The following is a 26002-nucleotide window of genomic DNA, read 5'->3' on the forward strand; positions in this document are numbered from 1 at the left end:
AGAACGATCAGCCGTCGAGCGAGGTCATCACGTGCTTGATGCGGGTGTAGTCCTCGAAGCCGTAGGCGGAGAGATCCTTGCCGTAACCGGACTTCTTGAAGCCGCCGTGGGGCATCTCGGCGACGAGCGGGATGTGGGTGTTGATCCACACACAGCCGAAGTCGAGGTTCTTGGACATCCGCATCGCGCGGCCGTGGTCCTTGGTCCACACGGAGGAGGCGAGGGCGAACTCGACGCCGTTCGCGAACTGCAGGGCCTGGGCCTCGTCCGTGAAGGACTGGACGGTGATGACGGGGCCGAAGACCTCGTTCTGGATGATCTCGTCGTCCTGCTTGAGGCCCGAGACCACGGTCGGGGCGTAGAAGTAGCCCTTCTCGCCGACCTGGTGGCCGCCCGCCTCGACCTTGGCGTGCGCCGGGAGGCGCTCGATGAAGCCCGCGACCTGCTTGAGCTGGTTCGGGTTGTTCAGCGGGCCGTAGAGCACGTCCTCGTCGTCCGGCTGACCGGTCTTGGTGTCGGCCGCGGCCTTGGCGAGGGCGCTCACGAACTCGTCGTGGATGGACTCGTGGACGAGCACGCGGGTCGCGGCGGTGCAGTCCTGGCCGGCGTTGAAGTAGCCGGCGACGGCGATGTCCTCGACGGCCTTCGGGATGTCGGCGTCCTCGAAGACCACGACCGGGGCCTTGCCGCCGAGCTCGAGGTGGACGCGCTTGACGTCCTTCGAGGCGCTCTCGGCGACCTGCATGCCCGCGCGCACCGAGCCGGTGATGGAGGCCATCGCCGGGGTGGAGTGCTCGACCATGGCCTTGCCGGTCTCACGGTCGCCACAGATGACGTTGAAGACGCCCTTGGGCAGGATCGAGTCGATGATCTCGGCCATCAGGACGGTGGAGGCCGGGGTGGTGTCCGAGGGCTTGAGGACCACGGTGTTGCCCGCGGCGATGGCCGGGGCGAACTTCCACACGGCCATCATCATCGGGTAGTTCCAGGGCGCGACCTGGGCGCATACGCCGACCGGCTCGCGGCGGATGATCGAGGTCATCCCGTCCATGTACTCGCCGGCCGAGCGGCCCTCGAGCAGGCGGGCCGCACCCGCGAAGAAGCGGATCTGGTCCACCATCGGCGGCAGCTCCTCGCTGGCCGTGAGGCCCAGCGGCTTGCCGGTGTTCTCCGACTCGGCGGCCACGAGCTCCTCCGCGCGCGCCTCGAAGGCGTCCGCGATCTTGAGCAGGGCCTTCTGCCGCTCGGAGGGGGTGGTGTCCCGCCAGCCCGGGAAGGCGGCCGCGGCAGCGGCCATGGCGGCGTCGACGTCAGCCTGGCCGGAGAGCGGGGCGGTGGCGTACACCTCGCCGGTGGCGGGGTTGACCACCTCGGTGGTCCGCCCGTCGGCGGCGTCCTTGAACTCTCCGCCGATGTAGTTGCGCAGACGACGCAGTTCGGTGGTCACTCCAGCCACACTCCTGATCACATGTCCAACGATTGAGACGAATCCCAATCTTAGCCCCTAGGCGGACGCTTTCGGCAGGGCCAGACGCCACCAACTACGAAATCAGTGAGATCCAAGTCCCCAGACAACGGATTTCATCGATTCCGTCTTGCGGAACAGACGACTCCTCGTGCACAGTGAGGTCGTGGTCAGTCGAAGCGCAGATTCCAGGAACAGACAACCGTCCCCTTCGGTCGATGCTGTGTCCCTGGCGATCATCGAGCAACTGCAGGAGGACGGGCGCCGTCCCTACGCAGCGATCGGCAAGGCCGTCGGCCTGTCGGAGGCAGCCGTGCGCCAGCGCGTGCAGAAGCTGCTCGACCAGGGCGTCATGCAGATCGTCGCCGTCACCGACCCGCTCACCGTGGGCCTGCGACGCCAGGCCATGGTCGGCATCAACGTCGAGGGAGACCTCGACCCGGTGGCCGACGCACTGACCCAGATGGCCGAGTGCGAGTACGTGGTCATGACCGCGGGCTCGTTCGACCTGATGGTGGAGATCGTCTGCGAGGACGACGACCACCTGCTGGAGACGATCAACAAGAAGATCCGCGCGCTCCCCGGCGTGCGATCAACCGAAAGCTTCGTTTATCTGAAGCTGAAGAAGCAGACCTACATGTGGGGAACTCGATAGCCCGTGAGCCAGGACCTCTCCAAGACCGCGTACGACCACCTGTGGATGCACTTCACCCGCATGTCGTCGTACGAGAACTCCCCCGTCCCCACCATCGTGCGGGGTGAGGGCACCTACATCTTCGACGACAAGGGCAAGCGCTACCTGGACGGTCTCGCCGGACTGTTCGTGGTCAACGCCGGTCACGGCCGCAAGGAACTGGCCGAGGTCGCCTACAAGCAGGCCCAGGAACTCGCCTTCTTCCCCATCTGGTCGTACGCGCACCCGCAGGCCGTCGAGCTGGCCGAGCGCCTCGCCGGCTACGCCCCGGGCGACCTGAACAAGGTCTTCTTCACCACCGGCGGCGGCGAGGCCGTCGAGACCGCGTGGAAGCTCGCCAAGCAGTACTTCAAGCTGCAGGGCAAGCACACCAAGTACAAGGTCATCTCCCGCGCGGTCGCCTACCACGGCACCCCGCAGGGCGCGTTGTCCATCACCGGCCTGCCGGCCCTGAAGGCCCCCTTCGAGCCGCTGGTCCCCGGCGCGCACAAGGTGCCGAACACCAACATCTACCGCGCCCCGATCTACGGCGACGACCCCGAGGCCTTCGGCCGCTGGTGCGCCGACCAGATCGAGCAGGAGATCCTGTTCGAGGGTGCCGACACGGTCGCCGCCGTCTTCCTCGAGCCGGTGCAGAACGCCGGTGGCTGCTTCCCGCCGCCGCCCGGGTACTTCCAGCGGGTCCGCGAGATCTGCGACGAGTACGACGTGCTCCTCGTCTCCGACGAGACGATCTGCGCCTTCGGCCGCCTCGGCACGATGTTCGCCTGTGACAAGTTCGACTACGTCCCGGACATGATCACCTGCGCCAAGGGCATGACCTCGGGCTACTCCCCGATCGGTGCCTGCATCGTCTCGGACCGCATCGCCGAGCCGTTCTACAAGGGCGGCAACACCTTCCTGCACGGCTACACCTTCGGCGGGCACCCGGTGTCCTCCGCGGTGGCGCTCGCCAACCTCGACATCTTCGACAAGGAAGGCCTCAACCAGCACGTGCTGGACAACGAGGACGCCTTCTTCTCGACCCTGAAGAAGCTGCACGACCTGCCGATCGTCGGCGACGTCCGCGGCAACGGATTCTTCTACGGCATCGAGCTCGTCAAGGACAAGGTCACCAAGGAGTCCTTCACGGACGAGGAGACCGAGCGCGTGCTCTACGGCTTCCTCTCCAAGGCGCTCTTCGAGAACGGCCTGTACTGCCGTGCCGACGACCGTGGCGACCCGGTCATCCAGCTGGCCCCGCCGCTGATCGCGGACCAGGGCACCTTCGACGAGATCGAAGGCATCCTGCGCTCGGTGCTCACCGAGGCGTGGACCAAGCTGTAAAGAGCAGCGCGGCGAAGAGCAGCAAACAGTCCGAACCACACGGCCCGGATCCTCCGTTCGAGTGAGAACGCGGGGGTCCGGGCCGTGTGCTGTCACCATCCAAGACGTTCATCTCTTTACATCTCAGTGCGGCGCCAGTGACCGAACCGGTTCCGCTTCGTTCCCCCGGACGGAGGTGTACGCCATGGTGGCTCCACCGGACAACGCCCCACCGGACAATGACGTCCTCTGGGCACGGTCCGTTCACTACTCCCACTGGGGGTCCCCCCGGACGCAGTCCGGGGGAGGTTCACCCGGACTCATCGGGGTCTCCGTCGGCGTCCGCGAGGGCGAGATCCTGGCCCTGACCGGCCCGCGCGGCAGCGGGAAGACCACGCTGCTGCGCTGCCTGGCCGGACACGTGGTGCCCGAGCAGGGCGAGATCTGGTTCAACAGCGTGCCCGTCCACACCATGGGTGCCCAGGCCCGCGAACGGCTGCGTCGCGACCGGTTCGGCTGGATCGGCCCCGATCCCCTGCTGCTGCCCGAGCTCAAGGTCTGGGAGAACGCCGCCCTGCCCCTGCTGATCGCCGGCGCCTCCCACCGCACGGCCAAGGCCGCCGCCTGCGAATGGCTGGACCGCCTCGACATCGGCGGCTTCGCCCGCAAGCGCCCCCGCGCCCTGACCCGCGCAGAATCCCAGCGGGTCGCCCTCGCCCGGGCCCTGGTCAACGAGCCCGCCGTGGTCTTCGCCGACGAACCCACCGCCCCGCTGCACCGCACCGAGCGCGCCCTGCTGCTCCGTACGCTCACCACCGCGGCGCGCTCGCACGAGATCACCGTGGTGCTGGCCACGCACGACGAGGAGACCGCAGCCGTCGCCGACCGCCGGGTCGCGCTGCTCGACGGCCGCCCCGCCGGGACCGCAGCCGCCGTCGGCGACCGGTCCGACGAGACCCCGGAGGGCCAGGCCGCGTGCTCGCTCTCCGCCTAGCCCGCGGCTCCGGCCCGCTCGTCCAGCTGCGCCGGCTGCTGGTCGCCGCCGCCTGCGCCGGCGCCGGTTTCCTCCTGCTGTACGTGCTGGCGGAGGCCACTGCCCGGCCTGCCGGATCGTTCCCGCGCCTGCTGTGGGCCCTGGTCCCGCTCGCCGTCACCGTGCAGTTCGCCATCGCCGTCGCACGGACCGACCCCGCGACCCGGCCCCGCCAGGGGATGGACGCCGTCGGGCTGGGCCCCGTCCGGCTCACCCTCGTCGCGGCGGTCTCCACCGCCGTCTCCTGCACCCTGGGCAGCGCCCTGGCCCTGGCCGCCTTCCTCCACCTGCGGGGCGACCTCACCGGCCTGCCCTTCGACGGAGCCGGGGCCCGGCTGCTGCACGCCGACCGGCCGCTGCCCGTGGCGGCCGCCCTCACCCTGCTGACCCTGGTGCCGCTGGCCGCCTCGGCCGCCACGGCCCTCGCCCTGCGCCCGCACCCGCCGCTGGCCCCGCAGACCGGCCTGCCCTGGGGCATCGCACTCACCGCCTGCGGACTGGCGGTCGAGGCGTACACCGGCCTCGGCGGAGTCGGCATGCCGGCCGGCTGGGCACTCATCGCCGTCGGGCTCTCGCTCGCCGGCCCGGGCCTCACCTACGCCTGCGGAGCCCTGGTACAGGCCGTCCGCCCGGGCGCCGTGCGGCTGCTGGCCGGGCGGACCCTCCAGGAGGAGGCGCCCCGACTGGGCCGCCCGCTGGGCCTGTTGTGCGCGGTCGGCGCGGGCGCCCTCACCACCGCCGCCCTGCGCGACCGGGGCGGCTTCCCCGTCCCGCTGGGTCCGCTGACCGGGCCGGCCTGCGCCCTGGTCGCGCTGTGCGTGGCCGCGACCCTGCTCACCTGCGCCGTCGAGGTCCGCCAGAACCGCTCCGACGCCCGCGCGACCCTGCGCGACCTGGGCACTCCGGGCACGGTCCTGCGTACGGCCGCGACCCTGCGGGCCACCGCACTGGCAGCCGTGTGCGCACCGGTCGTATGGGGTGTGGCGCAGCTGACGTCTCTTGCGTTGACCCGCTGACACGGGCAGCCCTTAGGGTGGGCCGAATGGTCCACGCAGACATCGAGATCGAGACGCTCGCCGAATTCGACCAGGTCGTGGCGCGCGGCTCGCTCAGCGGCTACCGCATCCAGTCGGTCAACCTGCTGGAGCGCACGTTCGCCCTGCTGTCCGCCGACACCTCCGCGGCCGTCTTCCTGGGCTGCGCGATGGAGCCCGACGCGGCGGCCAAGGTGCGCGCGGACGGTGCGCTCGTCTTCCCGCCGGTGCCGGACCTGCCCTTCAACCCGTACCGCGGTCTGCTGTACACCGCCGACGAGCTGTTCGCGGGGCTGTCCGACGGTTACGAGGGCACTCCTGACGCCCAGTCGTACGCCTGGTTCCAGGAGACCAAGGCGGACGGCGACGTCTTCTCCTCGATGCTGCGCTCCGTCCACGACGACGCGATCTCCGACGCCCTCGACGAACACCTCGCCGGCGCCCGGGTGGTGGGCGTCATGGGCGGCCACGCGATGGCCCGCGGCGGTCTGGACTACCAGGGCGCGGCCGAACTCGGCCGGGAGCTGACCCGGTCCGGGCTGACGGTTGCCACCGGCGGCGGCCCCGGCGCGATGGAGGCGGCCAACCTCGGCGCCTACCTGGCCCCGGCCCCCGACCACGCCCTTGCGGAGGCCCTCGAGATCCTGGCCAAGGCCCCGTCCTTCGCGCCCTCCGTGTCCGACTGGGCGCAGGCGGCGTTCGCCGTACGGGACCGCTGGCCCGCGGGCGGCGACTCGGTGGGGATCCCGACCTGGTTCTACGGGCACGAGCCGCCGAACGCCTTCGCCGGCCACATCGCCAAGTACTTCGCGAACGCCACCCGGGAGGACGGGCTGCTCGCCCGCTCCACCGCGGGCGTCGTCTTCCTGCCGGGCGCCGCGGGCACCCTGCAGGAGATATTCGACAACGCCACGCCGAACTACTACGGGTCGCGGGGCGAGCCGACCCCGATGGTGCTGATCGGGCGTACGCACTGGACCGAGCACCTGCCGGCCTGGCCGCTGCTCCGGGCGCTGGCGCGCGGCCGTGCGATGGAGTCCCGGATCGCGCTGGTCGACTCGGTGGCCGAGGTCCCCGCCGTACTCGCTTCGATGAAGTGAGTGACGGGCCGAGGCAACTTCCCGGCCCGATCGCACGTCTGCCATAGGTAATCAAAGTGCAAAACCCTGCCAGACGTGAACGGAGCCCTCGGTGCTCATAGGCCTGCTGACCGCGATCGCGGCATCCATCTGCTACGGCACGGGATCCGTCCTGCAAGCCGTCGGCTCGCGCCGGGCGGCCCGGATGTCCCCGGCCGCCGCCGGGGTGACCGCGCACGGCGGCCCGAACCTCTCGTCCACCGCGAAGGCAGCGATGACGTGGGAGTTCATCGTCGGCACCATCCTGGACTTCGTCGGCTTCGGGCTGGGCGCGCTCGCCGCCCGGCTGCTGCCCCTGTTCCTCTCCCAGACGGTGATCAGCGCCAACCTGGTCATCACCGCGGTCCTCAGCGTGAAGATGCTGGGCATCCGGCTGACCCGGAAGGAATGGACCTCGATCGGGGTCGTCTGCGCGGCGCTGGTGCTGCTGGCGACGGCGGCGGGCCACGAGGGCGGCCACCACGCCCCGATGTCCACGCACTGGTGGCTGTTCGCCGTGACCCTGCTGATCATCGCGGGCGGCACGGTGGCCGTACGCCTCCTGGGCGCCCGGGCCGCGATCCTGGCGGGCCTGCTGTCGGGCCTCGCCTTCGGCGCGCTCGGCGTCGGCGTCCGGATCCTCGACGGGATCGACCCGTTCGACCTGGGCAAGCTGCTCGCCGACCCGGCCCTCTACGCCATCCTGCTGGCCGGCGTGGGCGGCATGTACCTGCACACGGTCGCCCTCCAGATCGGCTCGGTGAACGGCGCGACGGCCGCGCTCGTCGTCGGCGAAACCGTCCTGCCGGGTGCCATCGGCGTCCTGTGGCTGGGCGACGCATCGCGGCCGGGCCTGGCCTGGCTGGCGGCCCTCGGCTTCGTGCTGGCCGTCACGGGCGCGGTGGCCGTCGCCTGGTACGGCAACCACGACGGCGCAGAACCCCCCGCCGCACCCGGATCCGAACCCGAATCCAGCCCCGCCGAATCCAGCCCCGCCGGCGTCTGAGGCGCGAAGGCCCGGGGGACGAGCCCCGCGCAGCGGCTACGCAGCCGGCAGCACGACCACCTCGGCCGGGGCGAAGGACACCGCAACCCGGTCCCCCATGGCCGGGGCCCCGGCCAGCCCGCACTCCGCCTCCAGCTCCGGCCCGGCCTCCGGCCGCAGCCGCAGCGCCACGTGCGTCCCGCGGAACGTCCGCGCGAGCACCTCACACCGCAGCCCCGCCGCCGCCAGCACCACGCCCGCCGGCCGGATCAGGATCCGCCGCTCGCCCTCCGGGGACCCGGCCGGCACCAGGACCTTGCCCCACGCCGTCATCGCGGCCTCTCCCGACACCACCGCCGGCACCACGTTCTCGAACCCGAGGAACCGCGCCACGAACTCCGAGGCCGGCCGCTGCCACACCTCCAGCGGGGTCCCGGCCTGCGCGATCCGCCCGTCCCGCATCACCACCACCCGGTCGGCCAGGGCGAAGGCCTCCCCCTGGTCGTGGGTGACGGCCAGCACCGTGGTCCCGAGCCGGGAGAACAGCCCCCGCAGCTCCACGACCAGCCGCTCGCGCAGCCCCCGGTCGAGCTGCCCCAGCGGTTCGTCCAGCATCAGCAGCCGCGGTGAGGGGGCCAGCGCCCTGGCGAGGGCGACCCGCTGCTGCTCACCACCCGACAGGGAGGACACGGACCGGCCCTGGGCCCCGGGCAGTCCGACCAGCTCCAGCAGTTCCGCGACCCGGCCCTCGCAGGCCCCCCGGCCGGAGCCCCGCATGCGCAGCCCGAACGCGACGTTCCCGCCCACGTCCCGGTGCGGGAACAGCTGGTGGTCCTGGAACATCAGGCCCACCCCGCGCCGGTGCACGGGCACCCGCTCCTGGTCCGCACCGCCGAGCAGGACCCGCCCGGCGGATACCGGCTGGAGCCCGGCGACGACCCGCAGCAGTGTGGATTTGCCGCTCCCGCTCGGCCCGAGCACGCACACGATCTCGTGCTCGGCGACCGCGAGGTCCACGGAGTCCAGTGCATCGAAGACGGCGCGCTCGCCGAAGCGGACCGAGACCCCGGCCAGTTCGAGCAACGTCATCAGAACTCTCCCGAGGTCTTGTCGGGGCGCAGCCGCTCCAGCACCAGCAGGGAGACCGCGCACACCAGCATCAGAATCGTGCTCAGGGCCATCGCCTGCCCGTAGTTGAGCTCACCGGCCCGCCCCAGCAGCCGCGCCACGGCCACCGGCAGCGTCGGACGGTCCGGCCGCGCGATGAAGACGGTCGCCCCGAACTCCCCCAGCGAGATGGCGAAGGCGAACCCGGCCGCGATCAGCAGCGCCCGCCGCACCAGCGGCAGGTCCACCTCCCGCCAGGCCCTCAGCGGGGACGCCCCGAGCACCGCGGCGGCCTCCCGCAGCCGTGCGTCCACCGCGCGCAGCACCGGCAGCATGGTCCGTACGACGAACGGGACGCCCACCAGCGCCTGGGCCAGCGGCACCAGGATCCACGAGGTCCGCAGATCCAGCGGCGGCTCGTCCAGGGTGATCAGGAAGCCGAAGCCGACCGTCACCGCCGACACCCCCAGCGGAAGCATCAACAGCGCATCGAACCCGCGCACGAACCGCCCCCCGCGCCGGGTCAGTGCCGCGGCCGCGAGCCCCCCGATCAGCAGGGCGATGGCGGTGGCGGCGAGCGCGTACTGCAGGGAGTTCCAGATCGCCTCCAGCGGTGGCACGAGGAACGTTCCGCCGCCGGCGCCCGCGTCCTGGAGCGCCCGGTAGAAGCCGAACCCGTACCCGCCGGGGGCGTCGAAGGACCGCTCCACCAGCACCAGCAGCGGGGCCACGATCAGCAGCGCCACCGTCACCAGCACCCCGCCGAGCAGGGCGCGCTGCCCCGGTCCGCTCGGCCGGTGTGCGGTCCGCGCCGGGTCCACCAGCCGCAGGGCGGTCTCCCGCCGGCGCACGGTCCAGGCGTGGACGGCGAGGATCAGGCCGACCGCCACGAACTGCACCATCGTGAGGACGGCGGCCGTCGGCAGGTCCAGCAGCTGCGCGGTCTGCCGGTAGACCTCCACCTCGAGGGTGGCGTACGAGGGCCCGCCCAGGATCTGCACGACGCCGAAGGAGGTGAAGGTGAAGAGGAACACCATCAGCGAGGCGGCGGCCACGGCCGGTCCGAGCGCGGGCAGCGTCACCCGCCGCCAGGCGGCGAACCGTCCGGCGCCCAGCACGCGGGCGGCCTCCTCCTGGCGCGGGTCGAGCTGCGCCCAGAGTCCGCCGACCGTCCGTACGACGACGGCGTAGTTGAAGAAGACGTGGGCGAGCAGGATCGCCCACACGGTGGTGTCCAGCCGGACGCCCCACAGCTCGTCGAGCAGTCCGCCGCGCCCGACCAGCGCCAGGAAGGCCGTGCCGACCACCACGGTCGGCAGCACGAACGGGACCGTGACCACCGCCCGCAGCAGTTGTTTGCCGGGGAACTCGAAGCGCGCGAAGACGTACGCGCCGGGGAGTGCGATCAGGAGCGTGAGCGCCGTGGACGCGCACGCCTGCCAGGTGGTGAACCAGAGCACGTCGGCGATGTCGGGCCGGGTCAGCACCTCGCCGATCCGGCCGAACTGCCAGCCGTCCTCGGTCTTGATCCCGCGGCCGACGATCGCGGCGACGGGGTAGGCGAAGAACAGCCCGAAGAAGGCGAGCGGTACGGCCATCAGGGCGAGCCTGACGGCCGTACCGCGTACGCCCTCCTTCGCGGGAGTGCTTTCGCGTGCGCTCTGGCGTCCTACTTCACGACGAGCGAGGACCATGTCTTGACCCACTGCTCACGGTTCTTGGCGATGGTCTCCGGAGCGACGTTCTCGGGCTTCTCGATGACCACGCCGTGCTTCGTGAACAGCTCCGGCAGCTTCGCGTCCTTGACCACCGGGTTCACGAACATCTGCAGCGGCATGTCCTCCTGGAACTTCTTGCTCACGAGGAAGTCGAGGAGCGCCTTGCCGCCCTCCTCGTTCTTCGCGCCCTTGAGCAGGCCCGCGAACTCGACCTGGCGGAAGCAGGTGCCGGTGGAGACGCCCGTGGGGGCCTCGGCCGGCTGCGGCTCGCCGTACAGGACCTCGACCGGCGGGCTGGAGGCGTAGGAGACGACCAGCGGGCGGTCGCCCTTGGCCTTCTTGCCGCCCGCGGAGCCCGAGAAGCGCTCGTTGTAGGCCTGCTCCCAGCCGTCGACGACCTCGACGCCGTTGGCCTTGAGCTTGGTCCAGTAGTCCTTCCACCCTTCCTCGCCGTACTTGCCGACGGAGGCGAGGAGGAAGCCGAGGCCAGGCGAGGAGGTCGCCGCGTTCTCGGTGACCAGCAGGTTCTTGTACTCCGGCTTGATCAGGTCGTCCAGCGTCTGCGGCGGGGCGAGCTTCTTGTCGGCGAAGTACGCCTTGTCGTAGTTGACGCAGATGTCGCCGGAGTCGATCGGGGTGACCCGGTGCTCCTTGTCGAGCACGTACTCGGGCTTCACGTCGGCCAGGCCCTTGGCCTCGTACGGCGTGAAGATCCCGTTGTCGAGGGCGCGCGAGAGGAGCGTGTTGTCGACACCGAAGAAGACGTCGCCGCGCGGGGAGCCCTTGGTGAGGATCTCCTGGTTGAGTGCGGCGCCCGCGTCCCCGGACTTCAGGACCTTGACGGTGTAGCCGCTCTGCTGCTCGAACTCCTTCAGGACCGTGTCGGTCACGTTGAAGGAGTCGTGGGAGACGAGCGTGACCGTCTTGGGCTTCGGCGACCCGCTCGCGCCGCCCTCGGACTTGTCCTTGGCGTCGCCGCCGCCGCAGGCGCTGAGCGTGGCGACGCCGAGCGCGGCCGCGAGCGCTGCGCCCGCGAACTTCTTGGTGGTGCTCACTGGTGATTCCTCCTGGGATGACCAGGAGAAGACGCGGCCCTGCCCGGCGCTCAGTGCGAGCGGTCGCCGGGCAGGGCGCAACAGCTTGAGTGATGACCGAACTTCCTACCCCGAATGACCGGGGCGAGGTTCAGAGGGTCTGCGGATGACGGTTACCGCACTCTCAGCGCTGTGGCGCTCCCCTGTCGGAATATGCAATTGGTTCGGCCACAGGGTACCCCGTGGCCGAACCGGGGCGGAGGAAACCGCAGGCTAGCGCTCCGAGGCCGCCAGCTGGCCGCAGGCTCCGTCGATCTCCTGGCCGCGGGTGTCGCGGACGGTCACCGGCACGCCGTGGCGGGCGATGGCCTCCACGAAGGCCTTCTCGTCCTCGGGACGCGAGGCCGTCCACTTCGAGCCCGGCGTCGGGTTCAGCGGGATCAGGTTGACGTGGACACGCTTGCCCTTGAGCAGCCGGCCGAGGAGGTCGCCGCGCCAGGCCTGGTCGTTGATGTCGCGGATCAGCGCGTACTCGATGGAGATCCGGCGGCCCGACTTCTCCGCGTACTGCCAGGCCGCGTCGAGTACCTCGCGGACCTTCCAGCGGGTGTTCACGGGGACGAGGGTGTCGCGCAGCTCGTCGTCCGGCGCGTGCAGCGAGACCGCGAGGCGGCACTTGAAGCCCTCGTCGGCGAACCGCAGCATCGCCGGGACCAGGCCGACGGTGGAGACGGTGATGCCGCGCTGCGACAGGCCCAGGCCGTCGGGCTCGGGGTCGGTGAGGCGGCGGATCGCGCCGACGACCCGCTTGTAGTTCGCCAGCGGCTCGCCCATGCCCATGAAGACGATGTTGGACAGCCGGGCCGGGCCGCCGGGGACCTCGCCGTCGCGCAGCGCGCGCATGCCGTCGACGATCTGGTGGACGATCTCGGCGGTGGACAGGTTGCGGTCCAGGCCCGCCTGGCCGGTGGCGCAGAACGGGCAGTTCATACCGCAGCCGGCCTGCGAGGAGATGCACATGGTGACCCGGTCGGGGTAGCGCATCAGCACGGACTCGACGAGCGTGCCGTCGTGCAGCTTCCACAGGGTCTTGCGGGTGGTGTCGTCGTCGCACGAGATGTGCCGGATGACGTTCATCAGCTCGGGCAGCAGCTCCTGCTGGAGCTTCTCGCGGGAGCCCGCCGGGATGTCGGTCCACTCGGCCGGGTCGTGCGCGTACCGGGCGAAGTAGTGCTGCGAGAGCTGCTTGGCCCGGAAGGGCTTCTCACCGATCGCGGCGACCGCCTCGCGCCGCTCCTCGGGCGTGAGGTCGGCGAGATGCCGGGGCGGCTTCTTGGCTCCGCGAGGGGCGACGAAGGTGAGCTCTCCCGGGACGGGGCGGGCCATGGCAGGTACTCCTCGTAAGACGAAAGGCGCGCCGCAGAAGCAGCGCGCCTTTCAAGAGTAACCGCCCGGACCCACCCAAAGCCTTCGGACGTACGTCGCCCCCGCTCAGCGGGGTCCCCCCGGTGAACCGCCCGCCGGCCGGAACCCGCGGGAGCCCGGTTTCAGCCGGTGCCGACGAAGGCCGCCAGCAGCAGCCACACCACCGGGGCGGTCGGCAGCAGGGAGTCGAGCCGGTCCATGATGCCGCCGTGGCCCGGCAGCAGCGTGCCCATGTCCTTGATGCCCAGGTCCCGCTTGATCATCGACTCGCCGAGGTCGCCCAGCGTGGCGCTGACCGCGACGGCGAGACCGAGCAGCAGGCCCTGCCACCAGGCACCCCCGTCGATCAGGAACTCCATGCACAGCGCGCCGGCCCCCATCGCGAAGGCCACCGCCCCGAACAGCCCCTCGCGGGTCTTGCCTGGGCTGATGCGCGGCGCCAGCTTGTGCTTGCCGAAGCGCCAGCCCACCGCATAGGCCCCGGTGTCGCTGACCACGGTCAGCAGCAGGAACGTGACCACGCGCTCCGGACCGTCGTCGGCGGTGAGCAGCATCGCGACGAAGGTGGCCAGGAAGGGCACGTAGAACGCCGCGAAGACGCCCGCGGTGACGTCCTTGAGGTAGTCCTCGGGCGGTTCGGTCATCCGCCAGACCAGGACCGCCAGCGCGGTCAGGGCCATGGCCACCCAGGCGCCCTCGGCCCCGCGGACGTATCCGGCGATGACCATGGCGGCGCCGCCGACCGCGAGCGGGACGAGCGGCGCCTTGATGCCCTTCTTCTCCTGGAGCCGGGAGGTGAGCTCCCACAGGCCCACGACGACCGCGACGACGATGACGCCGACGAAGACCGCCTTCACGATGAACAGCGAAGCGAAGATCACCGCACCGAGGCCGACACCGACCCCTATGGCGGCACGCAGGTCTCGCCCCGCCCGCTTCTTCTGCGGCGGGGGCGAGGCGTCCTGCGGTGCCTGCGAGGGCGGAGGCGGGGGGCTGGGCATGGGCTCCTGCGGCGGCGTCTCGGCGCGGAACGGGGGGCCGCCGTCGGCGGCGGCCCCCCGATCGCGTGCTTCCCGGTCGTCGAAGTCACGGCCGGCGGCATCGGGCACGATGGGCATGGGCCGAGTGTGCGGGCCCACCAGCGCATCGTATGCGGGACCCGCCGGAACCTGCTCCGTGGCCCAGGGAGAGTCGTTCATCAGACCTCGAGGAGCTCGGCTTCCTTGTGCTTGAGCAGCTCGTCGACCTGCGCGACGTACTTCGCGGTGGTGTCGTCGAGCTCCTTCTCCGCGCGGCGCACCTCGTCCTCGCCGGACTCCTTGTCCTTGACGAGCTTGTCGAGGGCGTCCTTCGCCTTGCGGCGGATGGAGCGGATCGAGACCTTGGAGTCCTCGGCCTTGGTACGGGCGACCTTGATGTACTCCTTGCGGCGGTCCTGCGTCAGCTCGGGGAAGGTCACCCGGATGATATTGCCGTCGTTGCTGGGGTTGACGCCCAGGTCGGAGTCGCGGATGGCCTGCTCGATGTTGCGCAGGGCGCTCTTGTCGAACGGGGTCACGATCGCCATGCGCGGCTCGGGCACCGAGAAGGACGCGAGCTGGTTGATGGGCGTGATGGCGCCGTAGTAGTCGGCCACGATCTTGTTGAACATCGCCGGGTGCGCACGACCGGTGCGGATCGCGGCGAAGTCTTCCTTGGCGACGACGACGGCCTTCTCCATCTTCTCCTCGGCCTCGAGGAGGATTTCTTCGATCACCACGTGCTCCTGCATGTCAGATTTGGATGGTTCAGGCGGGCGGGGCGGGCTCGGCCCAGTGGGGCCGGGCCCGGCGTCGGGACGCTCAGGCCCGGGTGCCCTGGTCGCTCACGAGCGTGCCGATCTTCTCACCCTTGACGGCGCGGGCGATATTGCCCTCGGCGAGCAGCTCGAAGACCAGGATCGGCAGCTTGTTGTCACGGCACAGCGTGATGGCGGTGGCGTCGGCGACCTTGAGGTCGCGGGAGAGCACCTCGCTGTACTCCAGCGCGTCGAACTTCACCGCGTCGGGGTTCTTCTTGGGGTCGGAGTCGTAGACGCCGTCGACGCCGTTCTTGCCCATGAGCAGGGCCTCGGCGTCGATCTCCAGGGCACGCTGGGCGGCCGTGGTGTCGGTGGAGAAGTACGGCATGCCCATGCCGGCGCCGAAGATGACGACGCGGCCCTTCTCCAGGTGGCGTACGGCGCGCAGCGGGATGTACGGCTCCGCGACCTGGCCCATGGTGATGGCGGTCTGCACGCGCGAGTCGATGCCTTCCTTCTCCAGGAAGTCCTGGAGGGCGAGGCAGTTCATGACGGTGCCGAGCATGCCCATGTAGTCGGACCGCGCACGGTCCATGCCCCGCTGCTGCAGTTCGGCGCCGCGGAAGAAGTTTCCGCCGCCGATCACGACGGCGATCTCCGCGCCGTCACGGACCACCGCGGCGATTTCGCGCGCGATGGCATGGACGACGTCGGGGTCGACGCCCAGTCCTCCACCACCGGAGAAGGCTTCGCCCGACAGCTTCAGCATGAAGCGGCGGCCCTTCTTGTCGTGGTCGCTCTTGTCGTCGGAAGCGGTGTGGGGGTCCACGCCCTGATTCATGGAGATCTCCTCGTGCACATACGAAGAAGGCCATTGCCGGTGGGTCCTCGCGGTTCCCTCTACGGCAATGGCCTCCTCGTCAGATCTGCGGTCGTTCCGCGCGCGGGCGGACGACTGCTTCAGACCCTACCGGGGTCCGGTGTCCGTCGTGTACGGACGGACTCAGATGCCGACCTTGATGCGCGAGAAGCGCTTCAGGGTGACACCGGCCTCGTCCAGGACCTTCTGGACGGACTTCTTGTTGTCCAGCGCGTACGGCTGGCCGAGGAGGGTGGCCTCCTTGAAGAAGCCGTTGACGCGACCCTCGACGATCTTGGCGATGGCAGCCTCGGGCTTGCCCTCCGCGCGGGTGACCTCTTCGGCGATGCGGCGCTCGGACTCGACCTTGTCGGCCGGGACGTCCTCGGCGGAGAGCCACTGCGGGGCGAACGCGGCGATGTGCTGCGCGACGCCGCGGGCGACCTCGGCGTTCTCCTTGTCGAGCTCGACCAGGACGCCGATCTGGAACGGCAGGTCGGGCATGGTGCGGTGCATGTACGCCGTGACGTAACCGCCGGCGAACTGCGCGAAGCGGTCCAGGACGATCTTCTCGCCGAGGTTCGCGTTCGCCTCGTCCACGAAGGCGGTGACGGTCTTGCCGGGCTCGATCTCGGACGCGAGCAGCGCCTCGATGTCGGCCGGGGAGGTGGCGGCGACGTGCGCGGCCAGCTGGTTGGCGACGGCCAGGAACTTCTCGCCCTTGGCGACGAAGTCCGTCTCGCACTTCAGCTCGACGATGACACCGGAGGTGTTGTCGTCGGCGATGAGGGAGACGACGGCACCGTTCTCGGCAGAACGGCCCTCGCGCTTGGCGACGCCCTTCTGACCCTTGATACGGAGGGCCTCCATGGCCTTGTCGACGTCGCCGTCGGCCTCGACCAGCGCGTTCTTGCAGTCCAGCATGCCGGCGCCGGTGAGCTCGCGGAGCTTCTTGACGTCAGCGGCGGTGTAGTTCGCCATGAGTCTGTGATTCTCTCTCGAAGTCGTAGATCTACGGGTGAACGGCGGAGGCGCCGCGCTTTTGGCGCGGCTCCCCCGCCGTCATCGTCCGTGCTGCGAGTGCCCGGCGCATGAACGCCGGGCGCTCTCAGTGGGTCAGGCCTGCTCGGCGTCGGCGGCCGGGGCCTCGACAGCCTCGGCGGCCGGGGCCTCGACAGCGGCCTCGGCCGGAGCGGCCTCGGCGTCGTCGGCCTTCTTCTCGCCCTCGAGCAGGTCGCGCTCCCACTCGGCGAGCGGCTCGGCGGCGGCCTTCTCGCCCGGCTTCGAGTCACCGGTCGCAGCGCCGGAGCGGGCGATGAGGCCCTCGGCGACGGCGTCGGCGATCACGCGGGTGAGCAGGGTGACGGAACGGATCGCGTCGTCGTTGCCCGGGATCTTGTAGTCGACCTCGTCGGGGTCGCAGTTGGTGTCGAGGATCGCGACGACCGGGATGTGGAGCTTGCGCGCCTCACCGACGGCGATGTGCTCCTTCTTGGTGTCGACGATCCAGACGGCGCTGGGAACCTTCGACATCTCGCGGATACCACCGAGGGTCTTCTCCAGCTTGGTCTTCTCGCGGGAGAGGACCAGGAGCTCCTTCTTGGTGAGACCCGAGGCGGCGACGTCCTCGAAGTCGATCGCCTCAAGCTCCTTCAGACGCTGGAGGCGCTTGTAGACGGTGGAGAAGTTGGTGAGCATGCCACCCAGCCAGCGCTGGTTGACGTACGGCATACCAACGCGCGTCGCCTGCTCGGCGATGGCCTCCTGGGCCTGCTTCTTGGTACCGACGAACATGATGGAGCCGCCGTGGGCAACGGTCTCCTTGACGAACTCGTAGGCGCGGTCGATGTACGACAGCGACTGGAGCAGGTCGATGATGTAGATGCCGTTGCGCTCGGTGAAGATGAAGCGCTTCATCTTCGGGTTCCAGCGACGGGTCTGGTGACCGAAGTGGACGCCGCTTTCCAGCAGCTCCCGCATCGTAACGACGGCCATGGCCATCTCCTTGGTTTCTCGGTTTGGTTCCTGACGCCCCACCGCGCCCTGCCCCCGAGAAGGGGACCGAGAGACGCTTTCACCCGGCCTGAGCGGCTGGTGCTGGGGCGTGCGAAGTCGACCCGGTGACCCGGATCGCCGTAAGAAGTGTACGGGACCGGGCGGTATGCCAGGTGACGCCGTTGTCCACACCCGGCCGCCTGTCCACAGGCGCGGTCACGCTGCGCGAGCCGGCGGCAACCTGGACGGCATGACGACACTGCTGCTCACGCTGCTGCTGACCTTGACCCAGGCACTCGCTCCGGGGGTCCGGCCGCTGCCGCCCCCACTGGTGGTGGCCCGCTGGTGGGACCCGCCCCCGACCCCGTACGCGGCGGGGCACCGCGGGGTGGACCTGGCCGCCCCCGTGGGCGCGGAGCTGCGCGCGGTCGGTCCGGGCCGGGTGCACTACGCGGGGCTGGTGGCCGGCCGCGGCGTCCTCTCCCTCACGCTCCCGGGCGGCCTGCGCACCACGTACGAACCGGTGCGGCCGCTGGTGGCGGAAGGTGAGGAGGTCACGGCGGGCCAGGTGGTCGCCGTCCTCACGGAAGGCACGCACTGCGGAAGGCCCTGTCTCCACTGGGGCCTCCTCTCAGGCACCACCTACCTGAACCCCCTGACCCTGCTCCCCCGCCCCACCCCAAGACTCCTGCCCCACTCCAGCCCGGCCGGCGCTCGAGGCGATTCCAGCCCCGCCGTTTGAGGCGCGGAGGTCCGGGGGCAGAGCCCCCGGGGGCCTCAGCCCCCTACACCCCGCAGGGCCATGGCCACGGCCGCCTCCGTCACCACGGTGGGATCCTCGGCAGCACCGAGCTCGATGCGCCGGACCGCAGCGTCCACCACACCCTGCAGCAGCATCGCGGCAAGCCGGGGCTGCTCATGCCCCAGGGCTCCGAGCGCCTCCACGATCATCGCCACGAGCCCCCCGTGCGCAGCACGGATCTTCTCCCGCGCCCCCGCGTCCAGCTCACTGGCCGAGATCGCCACCACCGCCCGGTGCCGCCGGTCCCCGACCAGCCCCAGCTGGCTCCGCACGTAGGCCTCGACCTTCGCCTCCGGCGACTGCGCCTGCTCCATCGCCGCCTCGATCTCGGCGGCCCAGACGGGGAAGTCCACGGCGCACAGCTCTTCGACCACGGCCGCGCGGGAGCGGAAGTACTCGTACACGGAGGACCGGGCGAGGCCGGTGCGCTCCGCCAGGGCGGGGAAGGTCAGCGCTTCCGTCCCGCCTTCGGACAACAGGGAGCGCGCAGCGTCCAGCAGGGCGCCGCGCTGCATCGACCGGTGCTCGGCCACGGAGGCCGCTCGAATCCTGGGCACGTATCCACTCTACGGAGGTGCCGCAAGCTCACCGGCCGACATCCGCCAGCTTGGCCCGCAGTTGGAGCACCGACTTGGTGTGGATCTGGCTGACCCTGCTCTCCGTGACGCCGAGGACGTTGCCGATCTCGGCCAGCGTGAGGCCCTCGTAGTAGTAGAGCGTCACCACGGTCTTCTCCCGCTCCGGCAGGGTGTTGATGGCCCGGGCCAGGAGCCTGCGCAGCTCGCGGTCCTCGGCCACCTCGACCGGGTTGTCGGCGGCGGTGTCCTCCAGGGTGTCCATCAGAGAGAGGCGGTCGCCGCCGCCCTCGCCTCCGACGTGCAGCAGCTCCTCCAGGGCCACCACGTTGGCGAGCGACAACTGGCTGAACACGGCGTGGAGTTCCTCCACGCCGATGCCCATCTCGCCGGCGACCTCGTGCTCGGTCGGGGTGCGGCGCAGCTGGGCTTCGAGCGTGGCGTAGGCCCGCTCCACGGCCCGCGCCTTCTGCCGGACCGAGCGCGGGATCCAGTCCAGCGCCCGCAGCTCGTCGATCATCGCGCCCCGGATCCGGGTGATCGCGTACGTCTCGAACTTGATGGACCGTTCGATGTCGAACTTCTCGATGGCGTCGATCAGCCCGAAGACCCCGGAGGAGACGAAGTCGGCCTGTTCCACATTGGGCGGCAGGCCCACGCTGACCCGGCCGGCCACGTACTTCACCAGGGGCGAGTAGTGCAGGATCAGCTGCTCCCGCAGCCGCTCGTCACCGCTTTCCTTGTACGAGCGCCACAGCGCCTCGAGGGACGAGGGCGCGGTGGTCCGCACGCTGCCGCGGGCAGCGGGGGGCACCGCAGCGCGGTCAGACCCTGAGGTGTGCTGGGGCATGCTTCGCCTTTGCCGGAGCCGGATTCCTTGGGAGCGTAGCGTGACGGAAGTGTCGCGGTGCGCGAAGAGTACGGGATCGCGCGTGGGCACCGGGGCGTCGTGACTCGCACGGGAGACCCGGGACCGGCGCCTGGCGCTCGGTCCCGGCGGCTGCCACCGGGAAGACCGCGTCTCTCATCGGCTTCACTCTTTCACCGGAACACCCCAGGTCAACGACCGCCTCGCCGGGTGCCGCCGGATTGTGTGCCTCCTTCAGGTGATTGTGTGGTCAACTGCCAGCCCTCGCCCTGCCGTTCGACGAACCCCAGAGAGTGAAGTTCGTACAGTCTGCCGATGACTTCATCGGTGCCGGTGCCTGCGGCGAGGGCGACTTCGTCGGCGTGCACGAGCCGGCCGGCCGGGAGTGCTTCGAGCACGCGGGCGGTGTCCCGGTGCAGAAGGTCCCGGGCGAGCACCGGGCCGCGCCGCTCGGGAGCCAGTTCACCCATGCCGCCGACCAGCTCGACGACTTCCGCGGCGTCGGTGACGAGCACCGCCTCGCCGCGCAGCAGTTCGTGCACTCCGCCGGAGAGCCCGCTGGTGGCCGGTCCGGGGATGCCCATGGTGAACCGCCCGAGCTGCTGGGCCCGCCGGGCCGTGACCAGGGAGCCGCTGCGATGGGCCGCCTCCACCACGACGGTGCCCCGGGTGAGGGCGGCGATGACCCGGTTGCGCAGGACGAACCGGCTGGGGGTCGGGTGGCTGCCGGGCGGCAGCTCGCCCAGCACCAGCCCTTGGTCGGCGATCCGGCCGAGCAGCCCGGCATGACCGCGGGGGTAGGCGACGTCCACGCCGCAGGCGAGCACCGCGGCCGTGGCGCCGCCCGAGGCGAGGGCGCCGCGATGGGCGGCGGCATCGACCCCGTACGCCGCCCCGGAGACCACCACCCAGCCCCGCTCGGCGAGCCCGGCGGCCAGGGTCTGGGCCATGTGCGCGCCGTACGGGGTGCAGGCCCGGGCGCCGACCACGGCGACGGAGCGCAGCGCCCAGGTCCGCAGGTCCGGTCTGCCGCGGAGCCAGAGCCCGACGGGCCGGGCGTCGCCGAGGTCGTCCAGCTGGGTCGGCCACTGCGCCGAGCCGGGGCAGATGAACCGGCCGCCGCTGCGGGCGGCGGCCGCCAGGTCCCGCCGCGGGTCGGCGAGCGCCGCCCGTCTGCGGTATCCGGCGAGCCGCTGCTCCCCCACCCCGGCCAGCGCCGCCGCCTCGCTGTCCGGGCCGGTCAGCATCCGTATCAGCCCGACGGCGCCGTGCTCGCGCAGCCACCGTCCGCCGTGCTCGTCGCCGGGCTCCAGCACCCGGGTCAGTGCAGCCCGCGCCAACAGCTCCGCATCGGTCCCCTCGGGCCCGGCGGAGGCGCTCATGAGCCGGCTCCCATGGCCAGGGCGGCGCCGCGGGCGATGCCGGTCCGGAGTTCCAGGGCGACGGCCACGTCGAGTGCCTCCGGGCGGTCCCGGGCCCGCAGGTCGGCCACGGTCCAGGCGACCCGCAGCACCCGGTCCAGCCCGCGGGCGGTGAGCAGCCCGCGCTCCAGATCCCGCTCGGCCTGCGCCAGAGCCCCGGGGGCCGCCTGCCAGCGCGTGCGCAGCTCGTGTCCGGGCACCTCGGCGTTGAGTCGCCAGGGGGTGTCGGCGAGCCGGGCCGCGGCGCGGTCCCGGGCCTCGCGCACCCGGTCGGCGACGGCCACCGTGGCCTCCCCGCGGCCGCCGCGCCCCAGCAGGTCGGAGCGGGTGACCGGCTCGACCTCCACGCGCAGGTCCACCCGGTCCAGCAGCGGCCCGGACAGCCGTGCCTGGTAGCGCCGGATCACCGATGCCGGGCATTCGCAGCCGGCGCCGAGCAGGGTGTGCCGCCCGCAAGGGCAGGGGTTCGCCGCGAGCACCATCAGGAATCTGGCCGGAAGCCGCACCACCCCGGCGGCCCGGGCGATGACCACGTGCCCCGATTCGAGCGGCTGGCGCAGCGCGTCCAGTGCCTTGGTGCTGAACTCGGCGGCCTCGTCAAGGAACAGCACACCCCGGTGGGCCAAGGAGACGGCCCCGGGCCGGGGTACCCCCGCTCCGCCGCCGACCAGGGACTGCATGGTCGCGGAATGGTGGGGCGCGCAGTACGGGGGCCGGGCGACGAGCGGTTCGCCGGGCGGCAGGATCCCGGCGACCGAGTGGACGGCCGTGACCTCCAGCGAGTCCTGCCGGGAGAGCGGCGGCAGGATCCAGGGGATCCGCTCTGCCAGCATCGTCTTGCCCGCTCCCGGCGGCCCGCTGAGGAAGAGGTGGTGGCCTCCGGAGGCCGCCACTTCCAGGGCCCGGCGGGCGCCGTGTTGCCCGGCGACATCGGAGAGGTCGGGGAAGTCCGGGGCCTCGCCCTCCCCGGGCCGGCGCTGGGAAATCCCGGTGCCGAGCCCGGCGCCGGGGACGACCAGCCCGGCCAGCATCGGGTCCGGCCGCCCCTGGGGACCCGGTGCTTCCTCCTCGGGGACCTCTCCGCCGGTGAGGACGGCGATCAGCTGGCGCAGGCTGCGGACGCCGAGCACGCAGACGTCGGGGACGAGCATGGCCTCGGCGGCGCACTGCTGCGGCACCACCACGTTCCGGTACCCGGCATCCGCCGCGGCGAGGACCGCCGGCAGGATGCCCCGCACCGGCCGTACCCGGCCGTCCAGTCCCAGTTCCCCGATGAGCACCAGGTCGGCGATCACGGCCGGATCGACCACCTCGGCGGCGCCCAGCACCGCCGCTGCGACAGCCAGGTCGAAGCCGGCGCCGGATTTCGGCACGGAGGCCGGGCTGAGCCCGACGGTGAGCTTCTTCTGCGGCCATGCGGCGCCCGAGTTCACCACGGCGGCCCGCACCCGGTCCCGGCTCTCGACCAGGGTCTTGTCGGGCAGCCCCACCAGGGTGAAGGCGGCGAGCCCGGGCTCCAGGTCGGCCTGGACCTCCACCACCACGCCGTCGACGCCCACCAGGGCGACCGAACAGGCCCGTGCGAAGCCCATCACGCCACCCCCCTGACGTGCTCCACCACGGGCGCACCGCGGCGCGGCAGCAGGACTCCCACGAGGTCGATGCGCACCCCGCCCGGGGGCGGTCCGCCGTGGTCGGCGAGCCATCGGCCGGCGAGCCGGCGCAATCGCTCGGCCTTGCCGGGGCGGACGGCGGCCATGGGATGTTCGAACTCGCCCGCCCGGCGGGTCTTGACCTCGCACACGACGAGGGCGTCCCCGTCCCGCGCGACGATGTCGATCTCCCCGCTACGGCACCGCCAGTTCCGCGCGATCACGGTCATCCCGGCCTCGGCCAGCCGCCGCGCCGCGAGCTCCTCGCCGTACCGCCCCAATGCCTGCTGTGCCACGCCCGTCGCGTTCATCCGGCACCACCTCCGGCACCGACGGTCCCGCGCCCCCGCCCACCTTGTGGATCTTGGTGGACAACGCGGCAGGTGTGGACAACCCCCTCACCCTCCCGGGTGAGGGGAATCAGCTGCCGGGCAGTTCGAGGTCGCTCTTGTTGAGCTCCTCGATGTTCACGTCCTTGAAGGTCAGCACCCGCACCTGCTTGACGAAACGCGCAGGCCGGTACATGTCCCACACCCAGGCGTCGGCCATCGTGACCTCGAAGAACACCTCCCCCTGGACCGAGTGCACCTGCATCTCGTAGTCGTTCGTGAGGTAGAACCGGCGTTCGGTCTCGATCACGTACTTGAACAGCCCGACGACGTCGCGGTACTCGCGATAGAGCTTCAGCTCCATCTCGGTCTCGTACTTCTCGAGGTCCTCGGCGCTCATGGCATGTTCCCCTTCAGCCGTGCGTCCCCCTATTGTGCGCCAGGCCCGTGCGCCCCTAAACGATTTCCGGGGCCAGGACCACCGGCGCACCCGGAGGACCGTCGTCGAGCAGCGTACGGAGCAGCTCGGCGAGTCTGGTCGGGTACACCGTCTCACGGGCCGCGAGAAGTTCCTCGGAGGTCCACCACCTGGCACCGGTGACGCTGCGCCGCTCCAGCTCGGTGAGCCCGCCCATCTCGGTCCGCGTCTGGGCGGTCCGGGCCAGGTAGTACCACTCGTCCTGCTCCCAGCGCCGCCCGTCGAACGGGAAGGAGCAGTACCGGTGCCACAGCACCGGCCCCAGTTCCACTTCGGTGATGCCGGTCTCCTCGGCGAGCTCCCGCAGCGCGGCCTGTTCCCGGGTCTCGGCGCCCTCGAGCCCGCCGCCCGGGGTGAACCACCAGTGGTCGGCCGGGTCGTCCGGCTCGAAGCCGTGCAGCAGCAGGATCCGGTCCGCGGGGTCCAGCAGGATCACCCGTGACACCTTGCGGGGGCCGTGCCCGGCGGCCCCGTCAGCGGGCACCGGCCGGCTCCCGCCGCCGCCCGCGCCCCAGGACCCGTACGACGGGTCCGTACGCGGCCCCCAGCACCACCAGGGCGGCTCCGGCCAGCACCGCGGCCAGCTGGAGGCGCAGCGGCCCCGGCTGCGAGGTTCCGCCGGGCAGGGAGGCGTACGTGCCGGGCCGCTCGAGCATCGCCATCGAGGGCCAGGCGAGGGCGTCGACCCGGGCGTGGACCGCCGAGCGGGCCACGGTGCCCTGGCCGGCCTCCTGGAGGTGGGCGCGGGAGTCGAGCGAGGCGGACCGCCGGTCGCCCAGCAGGAAGAGGTTGCCCTCGGGCACGGTCACCTCGAACGGCGTGTCGGAGGCCACGCCCAGGCCGGTGCCGGTACCCGTTCCGGTGCCCGTGCCCGTACCCGCGGTCGCCCCGGGCTTGGTGTGCTCGATGTAGGGCTCGTCGAGCTCCTTGCCGTTCACCGTGAGCCGGCCGCCCTCGCCGCAGCACTTCACGGTGTCGCCGCCGATGCCGACGACCCGCTTGACCATGGGCGAGTCACTCCACATGGAATCAGTGAACACGACCACGTCTCCGCGCCGCACCTCACCGCCGTCGATCCGCTGTGCGAGCACCCGGTCGCCGGGGTTCACCGTCGGCATCATCGAGTCGGTCGGCACCGTGTACGGCTGGTAGACGAGCGCCCCCCACACGAAGGCGCCCAGGAAGAGCACAAAGCCGACGGCCACGGCGACTCCCGACAGCACATGGCCGAGACCGCCGCGGCCGTCCTTGCCACCGTGTATTCCTTCGGTACCGCTTTCCTGCGTTCCGCCCATTGCAGCGCCCCCACACTTCCGGGATCGACGACCTGGGCGGCACCCTACCTGCCGGTAGTCCCGCTGGTCAGCCTCCGCCTGCGCCACATCACGACGGGAACGGCACCGACGAGGCCCAGCGCGGCCGGGCCGAGCCCGACCGGCGCGAGGCCGGCGGCCCCGAGACCCAGCGCGGTCGCCTTGGTCTGGTTCCCGATGCCCGGCTGGTCGAACGTGTCCGGGATGGGCAGGGTCGCCCAGCGGGTGATCGGCCACGCCACCACCACGGCCCGCCCGACGACCTTGTCGACCGGCACGAAGCCCTGGGTGGAGTCCTGCATGTGGTAGCGGGAGTCCTGCGAGTTCTGCCGGTGGTCGCCCATCACCCAGATCTTGCCCTTGGGCACGGTGAGCGGGCCGAACGGAGCGTCGTCGCACGCGCTGTTGCCGGGGTAGATGTACGGCTCGTCCAGCGCCTTGCCGTTGACGACGACCGGTCCCCCCTTCTTGCACTCGACCGTGTCACCGCCGATGGCGATGGTCCGCTTGATCAGGTCCTTCTCGGCCGCGTCCGGCATCAGACCGATCTTGCTGAGGACCTGCTGCGCGAAGTTGGGCTCCGGGGTGGGCTCGCCGGCCAGCCAGCTCGCGGGGTCGTGGAAGACCACGACCTCGCCGCGCTCGGGCTCGGAACCGAACCACGGGGTCAGCTTGTCCACGAGCACCCGGTCGCCGCGCTGCAGGGTGTTCTGCATCGAGTCGGACGGGATCGAGAACGCCTGTACCAGGAACGTCTTGATCAGCAGGGCCAGCAGCAGGGCGATGCCGATGAGGAGCGGGAGCTCCTTCCAGAACGAGCGGTGCGGGCGCGCCTCTGCACCACCGTCCTCGGCCTCGCGCTCGGCTTCGTCCGGCCGCTCCTCGCCTTCGTCGCGTCCGGATCGCGCGCCTACTGCCACATCCCCCACATCCACTCCTCACTCGCAAGTCGCCGCCCGCGCCGAATCGGTGACGGGCCCTCCCCTCCCTTAACGAGCGGGAGTTCCCTAAG

At 71.2% G+C, this 26002-nt stretch carries 26 protein-coding genes and 1 riboswitch; of the genes, 7 read left to right on the forward strand and 19 right to left on the reverse strand.

The window, feature by feature from the left end; genetic code table 11:
* Window positions 1-7 precede the first annotated feature (7 nt).
* On the reverse strand, window positions 8-1447 hold the full coding sequence (locus AB5J51_RS13020) for a gamma-aminobutyraldehyde dehydrogenase (RefSeq protein ID WP_053786145.1): 1440 nt from the start codon (window positions 1445-1447) through the stop codon (window positions 8-10).
* Between the two features lie 169 nt (window positions 1448-1616).
* Here AB5J51_RS13020 and AB5J51_RS13025 point away from each other — a divergent pair, with 169 nt between their 5' ends.
* The 6 genes from AB5J51_RS13025 to AB5J51_RS13050 all read left to right on the forward strand — a co-directional run bounded on the left by AB5J51_RS13025 (window position 1617) and on the right by AB5J51_RS13050 (window position 7655).
* Window positions 1617-2120 carry an Lrp/AsnC family transcriptional regulator gene (locus AB5J51_RS13025; RefSeq protein ID WP_030298396.1) on the forward strand — a complete coding sequence of 168 codons (504 nt, stop codon included), beginning with the start codon at window positions 1617-1619 and terminating at the stop codon, window positions 2118-2120.
* Window positions 2121-2123: 3 nt separating this feature from the next.
* Window positions 2124-3485 (forward strand): aspartate aminotransferase family protein, encoded by a 1362-nt coding sequence (locus AB5J51_RS13030; RefSeq protein WP_030298399.1) that lies wholly within the window; start codon window positions 2124-2126, stop codon window positions 3483-3485.
* A gap of 184 nt (window positions 3486-3669) precedes the next feature.
* Window positions 3670-4458, forward strand: coding sequence for an ABC transporter ATP-binding protein (locus AB5J51_RS13035; RefSeq protein ID WP_369777767.1), 789 nt, complete (start codon window positions 3670-3672; stop codon window positions 4456-4458).
* Window positions 4440-5513, forward strand: coding sequence for a hypothetical protein (locus AB5J51_RS13040; RefSeq protein ID WP_136225902.1), 1074 nt, complete (start codon window positions 4440-4442; stop codon window positions 5511-5513). The genes AB5J51_RS13035 and AB5J51_RS13040 overlap by 19 nt, the downstream gene beginning before the upstream one ends.
* 26 nt (window positions 5514-5539) lie before the next feature.
* The gene (locus AB5J51_RS13045; RefSeq protein ID WP_369777768.1) at window positions 5540-6631 is read left to right on the forward strand and encodes an LOG family protein; all 1092 of its coding nucleotides are present in this window, start codon (window positions 5540-5542) and stop codon (window positions 6629-6631) included.
* 91 nt (window positions 6632-6722) lie between these two features.
* A complete protein-coding gene (locus AB5J51_RS13050; protein WP_053786141.1) occupies window positions 6723-7655 on the forward strand; it encodes a hypothetical protein in 933 nt (310 codons plus the stop codon).
* A gap of 36 nt (window positions 7656-7691) precedes the next feature.
* Here AB5J51_RS13050 and AB5J51_RS13055 read toward each other — a convergent pair whose 3' ends face one another.
* The 9 genes from AB5J51_RS13055 to rpsB all read right to left on the reverse strand — a co-directional run bounded on the left by AB5J51_RS13055 (window position 7692) and on the right by rpsB (window position 17552).
* Window positions 7692-8723 (reverse strand): ABC transporter ATP-binding protein, encoded by a 1032-nt coding sequence (locus AB5J51_RS13055; RefSeq protein ID WP_053786140.1) that lies wholly within the window; start codon window positions 8721-8723, stop codon window positions 7692-7694.
* A complete protein-coding gene (locus AB5J51_RS13060) occupies window positions 8723-10339 on the reverse strand; it encodes an iron ABC transporter permease (RefSeq protein ID WP_136225905.1) in 1617 nt (538 codons plus the stop codon). The genes AB5J51_RS13055 and AB5J51_RS13060 overlap by 1 nt, the downstream gene beginning before the upstream one ends.
* Window positions 10340-10410: 71 nt before the next feature.
* Window positions 10411-11514, reverse strand: coding sequence for a thiamine ABC transporter substrate binding subunit (locus AB5J51_RS13065; RefSeq protein ID WP_136225906.1), 1104 nt, complete (start codon window positions 11512-11514; stop codon window positions 10411-10413).
* An 84-nt stretch (window positions 11515-11598) separates the two neighbouring features.
* A riboswitch (TPP riboswitch) is annotated at window positions 11599-11708 on the reverse strand.
* A 58-nt stretch (window positions 11709-11766) separates the two neighbouring features.
* Window positions 11767-12879, reverse strand: coding sequence for a 23S rRNA (adenine(2503)-C(2))-methyltransferase RlmN (gene rlmN, locus AB5J51_RS13070; protein WP_136225907.1), 1113 nt, complete (start codon window positions 12877-12879; stop codon window positions 11767-11769).
* 161 nt (window positions 12880-13040) lie between these two features.
* Window positions 13041-14117, reverse strand: a complete 1077-nt coding sequence (locus AB5J51_RS13075) for a phosphatidate cytidylyltransferase (RefSeq protein WP_053786136.1) — start codon at window positions 14115-14117, stop codon at window positions 13041-13043.
* The gene (frr, locus tag AB5J51_RS13080; protein WP_030298420.1) at window positions 14117-14674 is read right to left on the reverse strand and encodes a ribosome recycling factor; all 558 of its coding nucleotides are present in this window, start codon (window positions 14672-14674) and stop codon (window positions 14117-14119) included. Before frr ends, AB5J51_RS13075 begins: the two co-directional genes overlap by 1 nt.
* A gap of 85 nt (window positions 14675-14759) precedes the next feature.
* Window positions 14760-15539: a UMP kinase gene (pyrH, locus tag AB5J51_RS13085; protein WP_030162523.1), complete on the reverse strand. Its 780-nt coding sequence runs from the start codon at window positions 15537-15539 to the stop codon at window positions 14760-14762.
* A gap of 162 nt (window positions 15540-15701) precedes the next feature.
* Window positions 15702-16538, reverse strand: a complete 837-nt coding sequence (gene tsf / locus AB5J51_RS13090) for a translation elongation factor Ts (RefSeq protein ID WP_053786135.1) — start codon at window positions 16536-16538, stop codon at window positions 15702-15704.
* Between the two features lie 135 nt (window positions 16539-16673).
* Window positions 16674-17552 carry a 30S ribosomal protein S2 gene (gene rpsB / locus AB5J51_RS13095; protein ID WP_053786134.1) on the reverse strand — a complete coding sequence of 293 codons (879 nt, stop codon included), beginning with the start codon at window positions 17550-17552 and terminating at the stop codon, window positions 16674-16676.
* A gap of 250 nt (window positions 17553-17802) precedes the next feature.
* Here rpsB and AB5J51_RS13100 point away from each other — a divergent pair, with 250 nt between their 5' ends.
* Window positions 17803-18294: a M23 family metallopeptidase gene (locus tag AB5J51_RS13100; RefSeq protein ID WP_133896764.1), complete on the forward strand. Its 492-nt coding sequence runs from the start codon at window positions 17803-17805 to the stop codon at window positions 18292-18294.
* Window positions 18295-18329: 35 nt separating this feature from the next.
* On the opposite strand, the gene AB5J51_RS13105 is transcribed toward AB5J51_RS13100, so the two are convergent.
* The 9 genes from AB5J51_RS13105 to lepB (AB5J51_RS13145) form a co-directional block, all read right to left on the reverse strand.
* Window positions 18330-18887 (reverse strand): TetR/AcrR family transcriptional regulator, encoded by a 558-nt coding sequence (locus AB5J51_RS13105; protein WP_136225930.1) that lies wholly within the window; start codon window positions 18885-18887, stop codon window positions 18330-18332.
* A gap of 52 nt (window positions 18888-18939) precedes the next feature.
* Window positions 18940-19779 (reverse strand): RNA polymerase sigma factor WhiG, encoded by an 840-nt coding sequence (whiG, locus tag AB5J51_RS13110; RefSeq protein WP_136225908.1) that lies wholly within the window; start codon window positions 19777-19779, stop codon window positions 18940-18942.
* A 209-nt stretch (window positions 19780-19988) separates the two neighbouring features.
* Window positions 19989-21179 carry a DNA-processing protein DprA gene (gene dprA / locus AB5J51_RS13115; RefSeq protein WP_369777769.1) on the reverse strand — a complete coding sequence of 397 codons (1191 nt, stop codon included), beginning with the start codon at window positions 21177-21179 and terminating at the stop codon, window positions 19989-19991.
* Window positions 21176-22810 (reverse strand): YifB family Mg chelatase-like AAA ATPase, encoded by a 1635-nt coding sequence (locus tag AB5J51_RS13120; RefSeq protein ID WP_136225910.1) that lies wholly within the window; start codon window positions 22808-22810, stop codon window positions 21176-21178. Before AB5J51_RS13120 ends, dprA begins: the two co-directional genes overlap by 4 nt.
* Window positions 22810-23181 carry a YraN family protein gene (locus AB5J51_RS13125; RefSeq protein WP_369777770.1) on the reverse strand — a complete coding sequence of 124 codons (372 nt, stop codon included), beginning with the start codon at window positions 23179-23181 and terminating at the stop codon, window positions 22810-22812. The genes AB5J51_RS13120 and AB5J51_RS13125 overlap by 1 nt, the downstream gene beginning before the upstream one ends.
* A 109-nt stretch (window positions 23182-23290) precedes the next feature.
* The gene (locus tag AB5J51_RS13130) at window positions 23291-23599 is read right to left on the reverse strand and encodes a DUF2469 domain-containing protein (RefSeq protein WP_006139554.1); all 309 of its coding nucleotides are present in this window, start codon (window positions 23597-23599) and stop codon (window positions 23291-23293) included.
* Window positions 23600-23654: 55 nt separating this feature from the next.
* Window positions 23655-24161, reverse strand: coding sequence for an NUDIX hydrolase (locus AB5J51_RS13135; RefSeq protein ID WP_053786129.1), 507 nt, complete (start codon window positions 24159-24161; stop codon window positions 23655-23657).
* Complete coding sequence (gene lepB, locus AB5J51_RS13140; RefSeq protein WP_369777771.1) at window positions 24151-24972, reverse strand: signal peptidase I; 822 nt, start codon at window positions 24970-24972, stop codon at window positions 24151-24153. Before lepB (AB5J51_RS13140) ends, AB5J51_RS13135 begins: the two co-directional genes overlap by 11 nt.
* A 44-nt stretch (window positions 24973-25016) precedes the next feature.
* The gene (lepB, locus tag AB5J51_RS13145; protein ID WP_030298443.1) at window positions 25017-25910 is read right to left on the reverse strand and encodes a signal peptidase I; all 894 of its coding nucleotides are present in this window, start codon (window positions 25908-25910) and stop codon (window positions 25017-25019) included.
* Between the last annotated feature and the right edge of the window lie 92 nt (window positions 25911-26002).

This window comes from Streptomyces sp. R33 (assembly GCF_041200175.1).
GTDB classification, from domain to species: domain Bacteria; phylum Actinomycetota; class Actinomycetes; order Streptomycetales; family Streptomycetaceae; genus Streptomyces; species Streptomyces katrae_B.

Excerpts from the sequence above, each read along its gene's own strand:
- AB5J51_RS13035 (WP_369777767.1), top strand. The coding sequence starts at position 3,670 with ATGGTGGCTCCACCGGACAACGCCCCACCGGACAATGACGTCCTCTGG.
- AB5J51_RS13045 (WP_369777768.1), top strand. The coding sequence starts at position 5,540 with ATGGTCCACGCAGACATCGAGATCGAGACGCTCGCCGAATTCGACCAG.
- AB5J51_RS13055 (WP_053786140.1), bottom strand. The coding sequence starts at position 8,723 with ATGACGTTGCTCGAACTGGCCGGGGTCTCGGTCCGCTTCGGCGAGCGC.
- AB5J51_RS13060 (WP_136225905.1), bottom strand. The coding sequence starts at position 10,339 with ATGGCCGTACCGCTCGCCTTCTTCGGGCTGTTCTTCGCCTACCCCGTC.
- rlmN (WP_136225907.1), bottom strand. The coding sequence starts at position 12,879 with ATGGCCCGCCCCGTCCCGGGAGAGCTCACCTTCGTCGCCCCTCGCGGA.
- AB5J51_RS13075 (WP_053786136.1), bottom strand. The coding sequence starts at position 14,117 with ATGAACGACTCTCCCTGGGCCACGGAGCAGGTTCCGGCGGGTCCCGCA.
- pyrH (WP_030162523.1), bottom strand. The coding sequence starts at position 15,539 with ATGAATCAGGGCGTGGACCCCCACACCGCTTCCGACGACAAGAGCGAC.
- tsf (WP_053786135.1), bottom strand. The coding sequence starts at position 16,538 with ATGGCGAACTACACCGCCGCTGACGTCAAGAAGCTCCGCGAGCTCACC.
- rpsB (WP_053786134.1), bottom strand. The coding sequence starts at position 17,552 with ATGGCCGTCGTTACGATGCGGGAGCTGCTGGAAAGCGGCGTCCACTTC.
- AB5J51_RS13100 (WP_133896764.1), top strand. The coding sequence starts at position 17,803 with ATGACGACACTGCTGCTCACGCTGCTGCTGACCTTGACCCAGGCACTC.
- whiG (WP_136225908.1), bottom strand. The coding sequence starts at position 19,779 with ATGCCCCAGCACACCTCAGGGTCTGACCGCGCTGCGGTGCCCCCCGCT.
- dprA (WP_369777769.1), bottom strand. The coding sequence starts at position 21,179 with ATGAGCGCCTCCGCCGGGCCCGAGGGGACCGATGCGGAGCTGTTGGCG.
- AB5J51_RS13120 (WP_136225910.1), bottom strand. The coding sequence starts at position 22,810 with ATGGGCTTCGCACGGGCCTGTTCGGTCGCCCTGGTGGGCGTCGACGGC.
- AB5J51_RS13125 (WP_369777770.1), bottom strand. The coding sequence starts at position 23,181 with ATGAACGCGACGGGCGTGGCACAGCAGGCATTGGGGCGGTACGGCGAG.
- AB5J51_RS13130 (WP_006139554.1), bottom strand. The coding sequence starts at position 23,599 with ATGAGCGCCGAGGACCTCGAGAAGTACGAGACCGAGATGGAGCTGAAG.
- lepB (WP_369777771.1), bottom strand. The coding sequence starts at position 24,972 with ATGGGCGGAACGCAGGAAAGCGGTACCGAAGGAATACACGGTGGCAAG.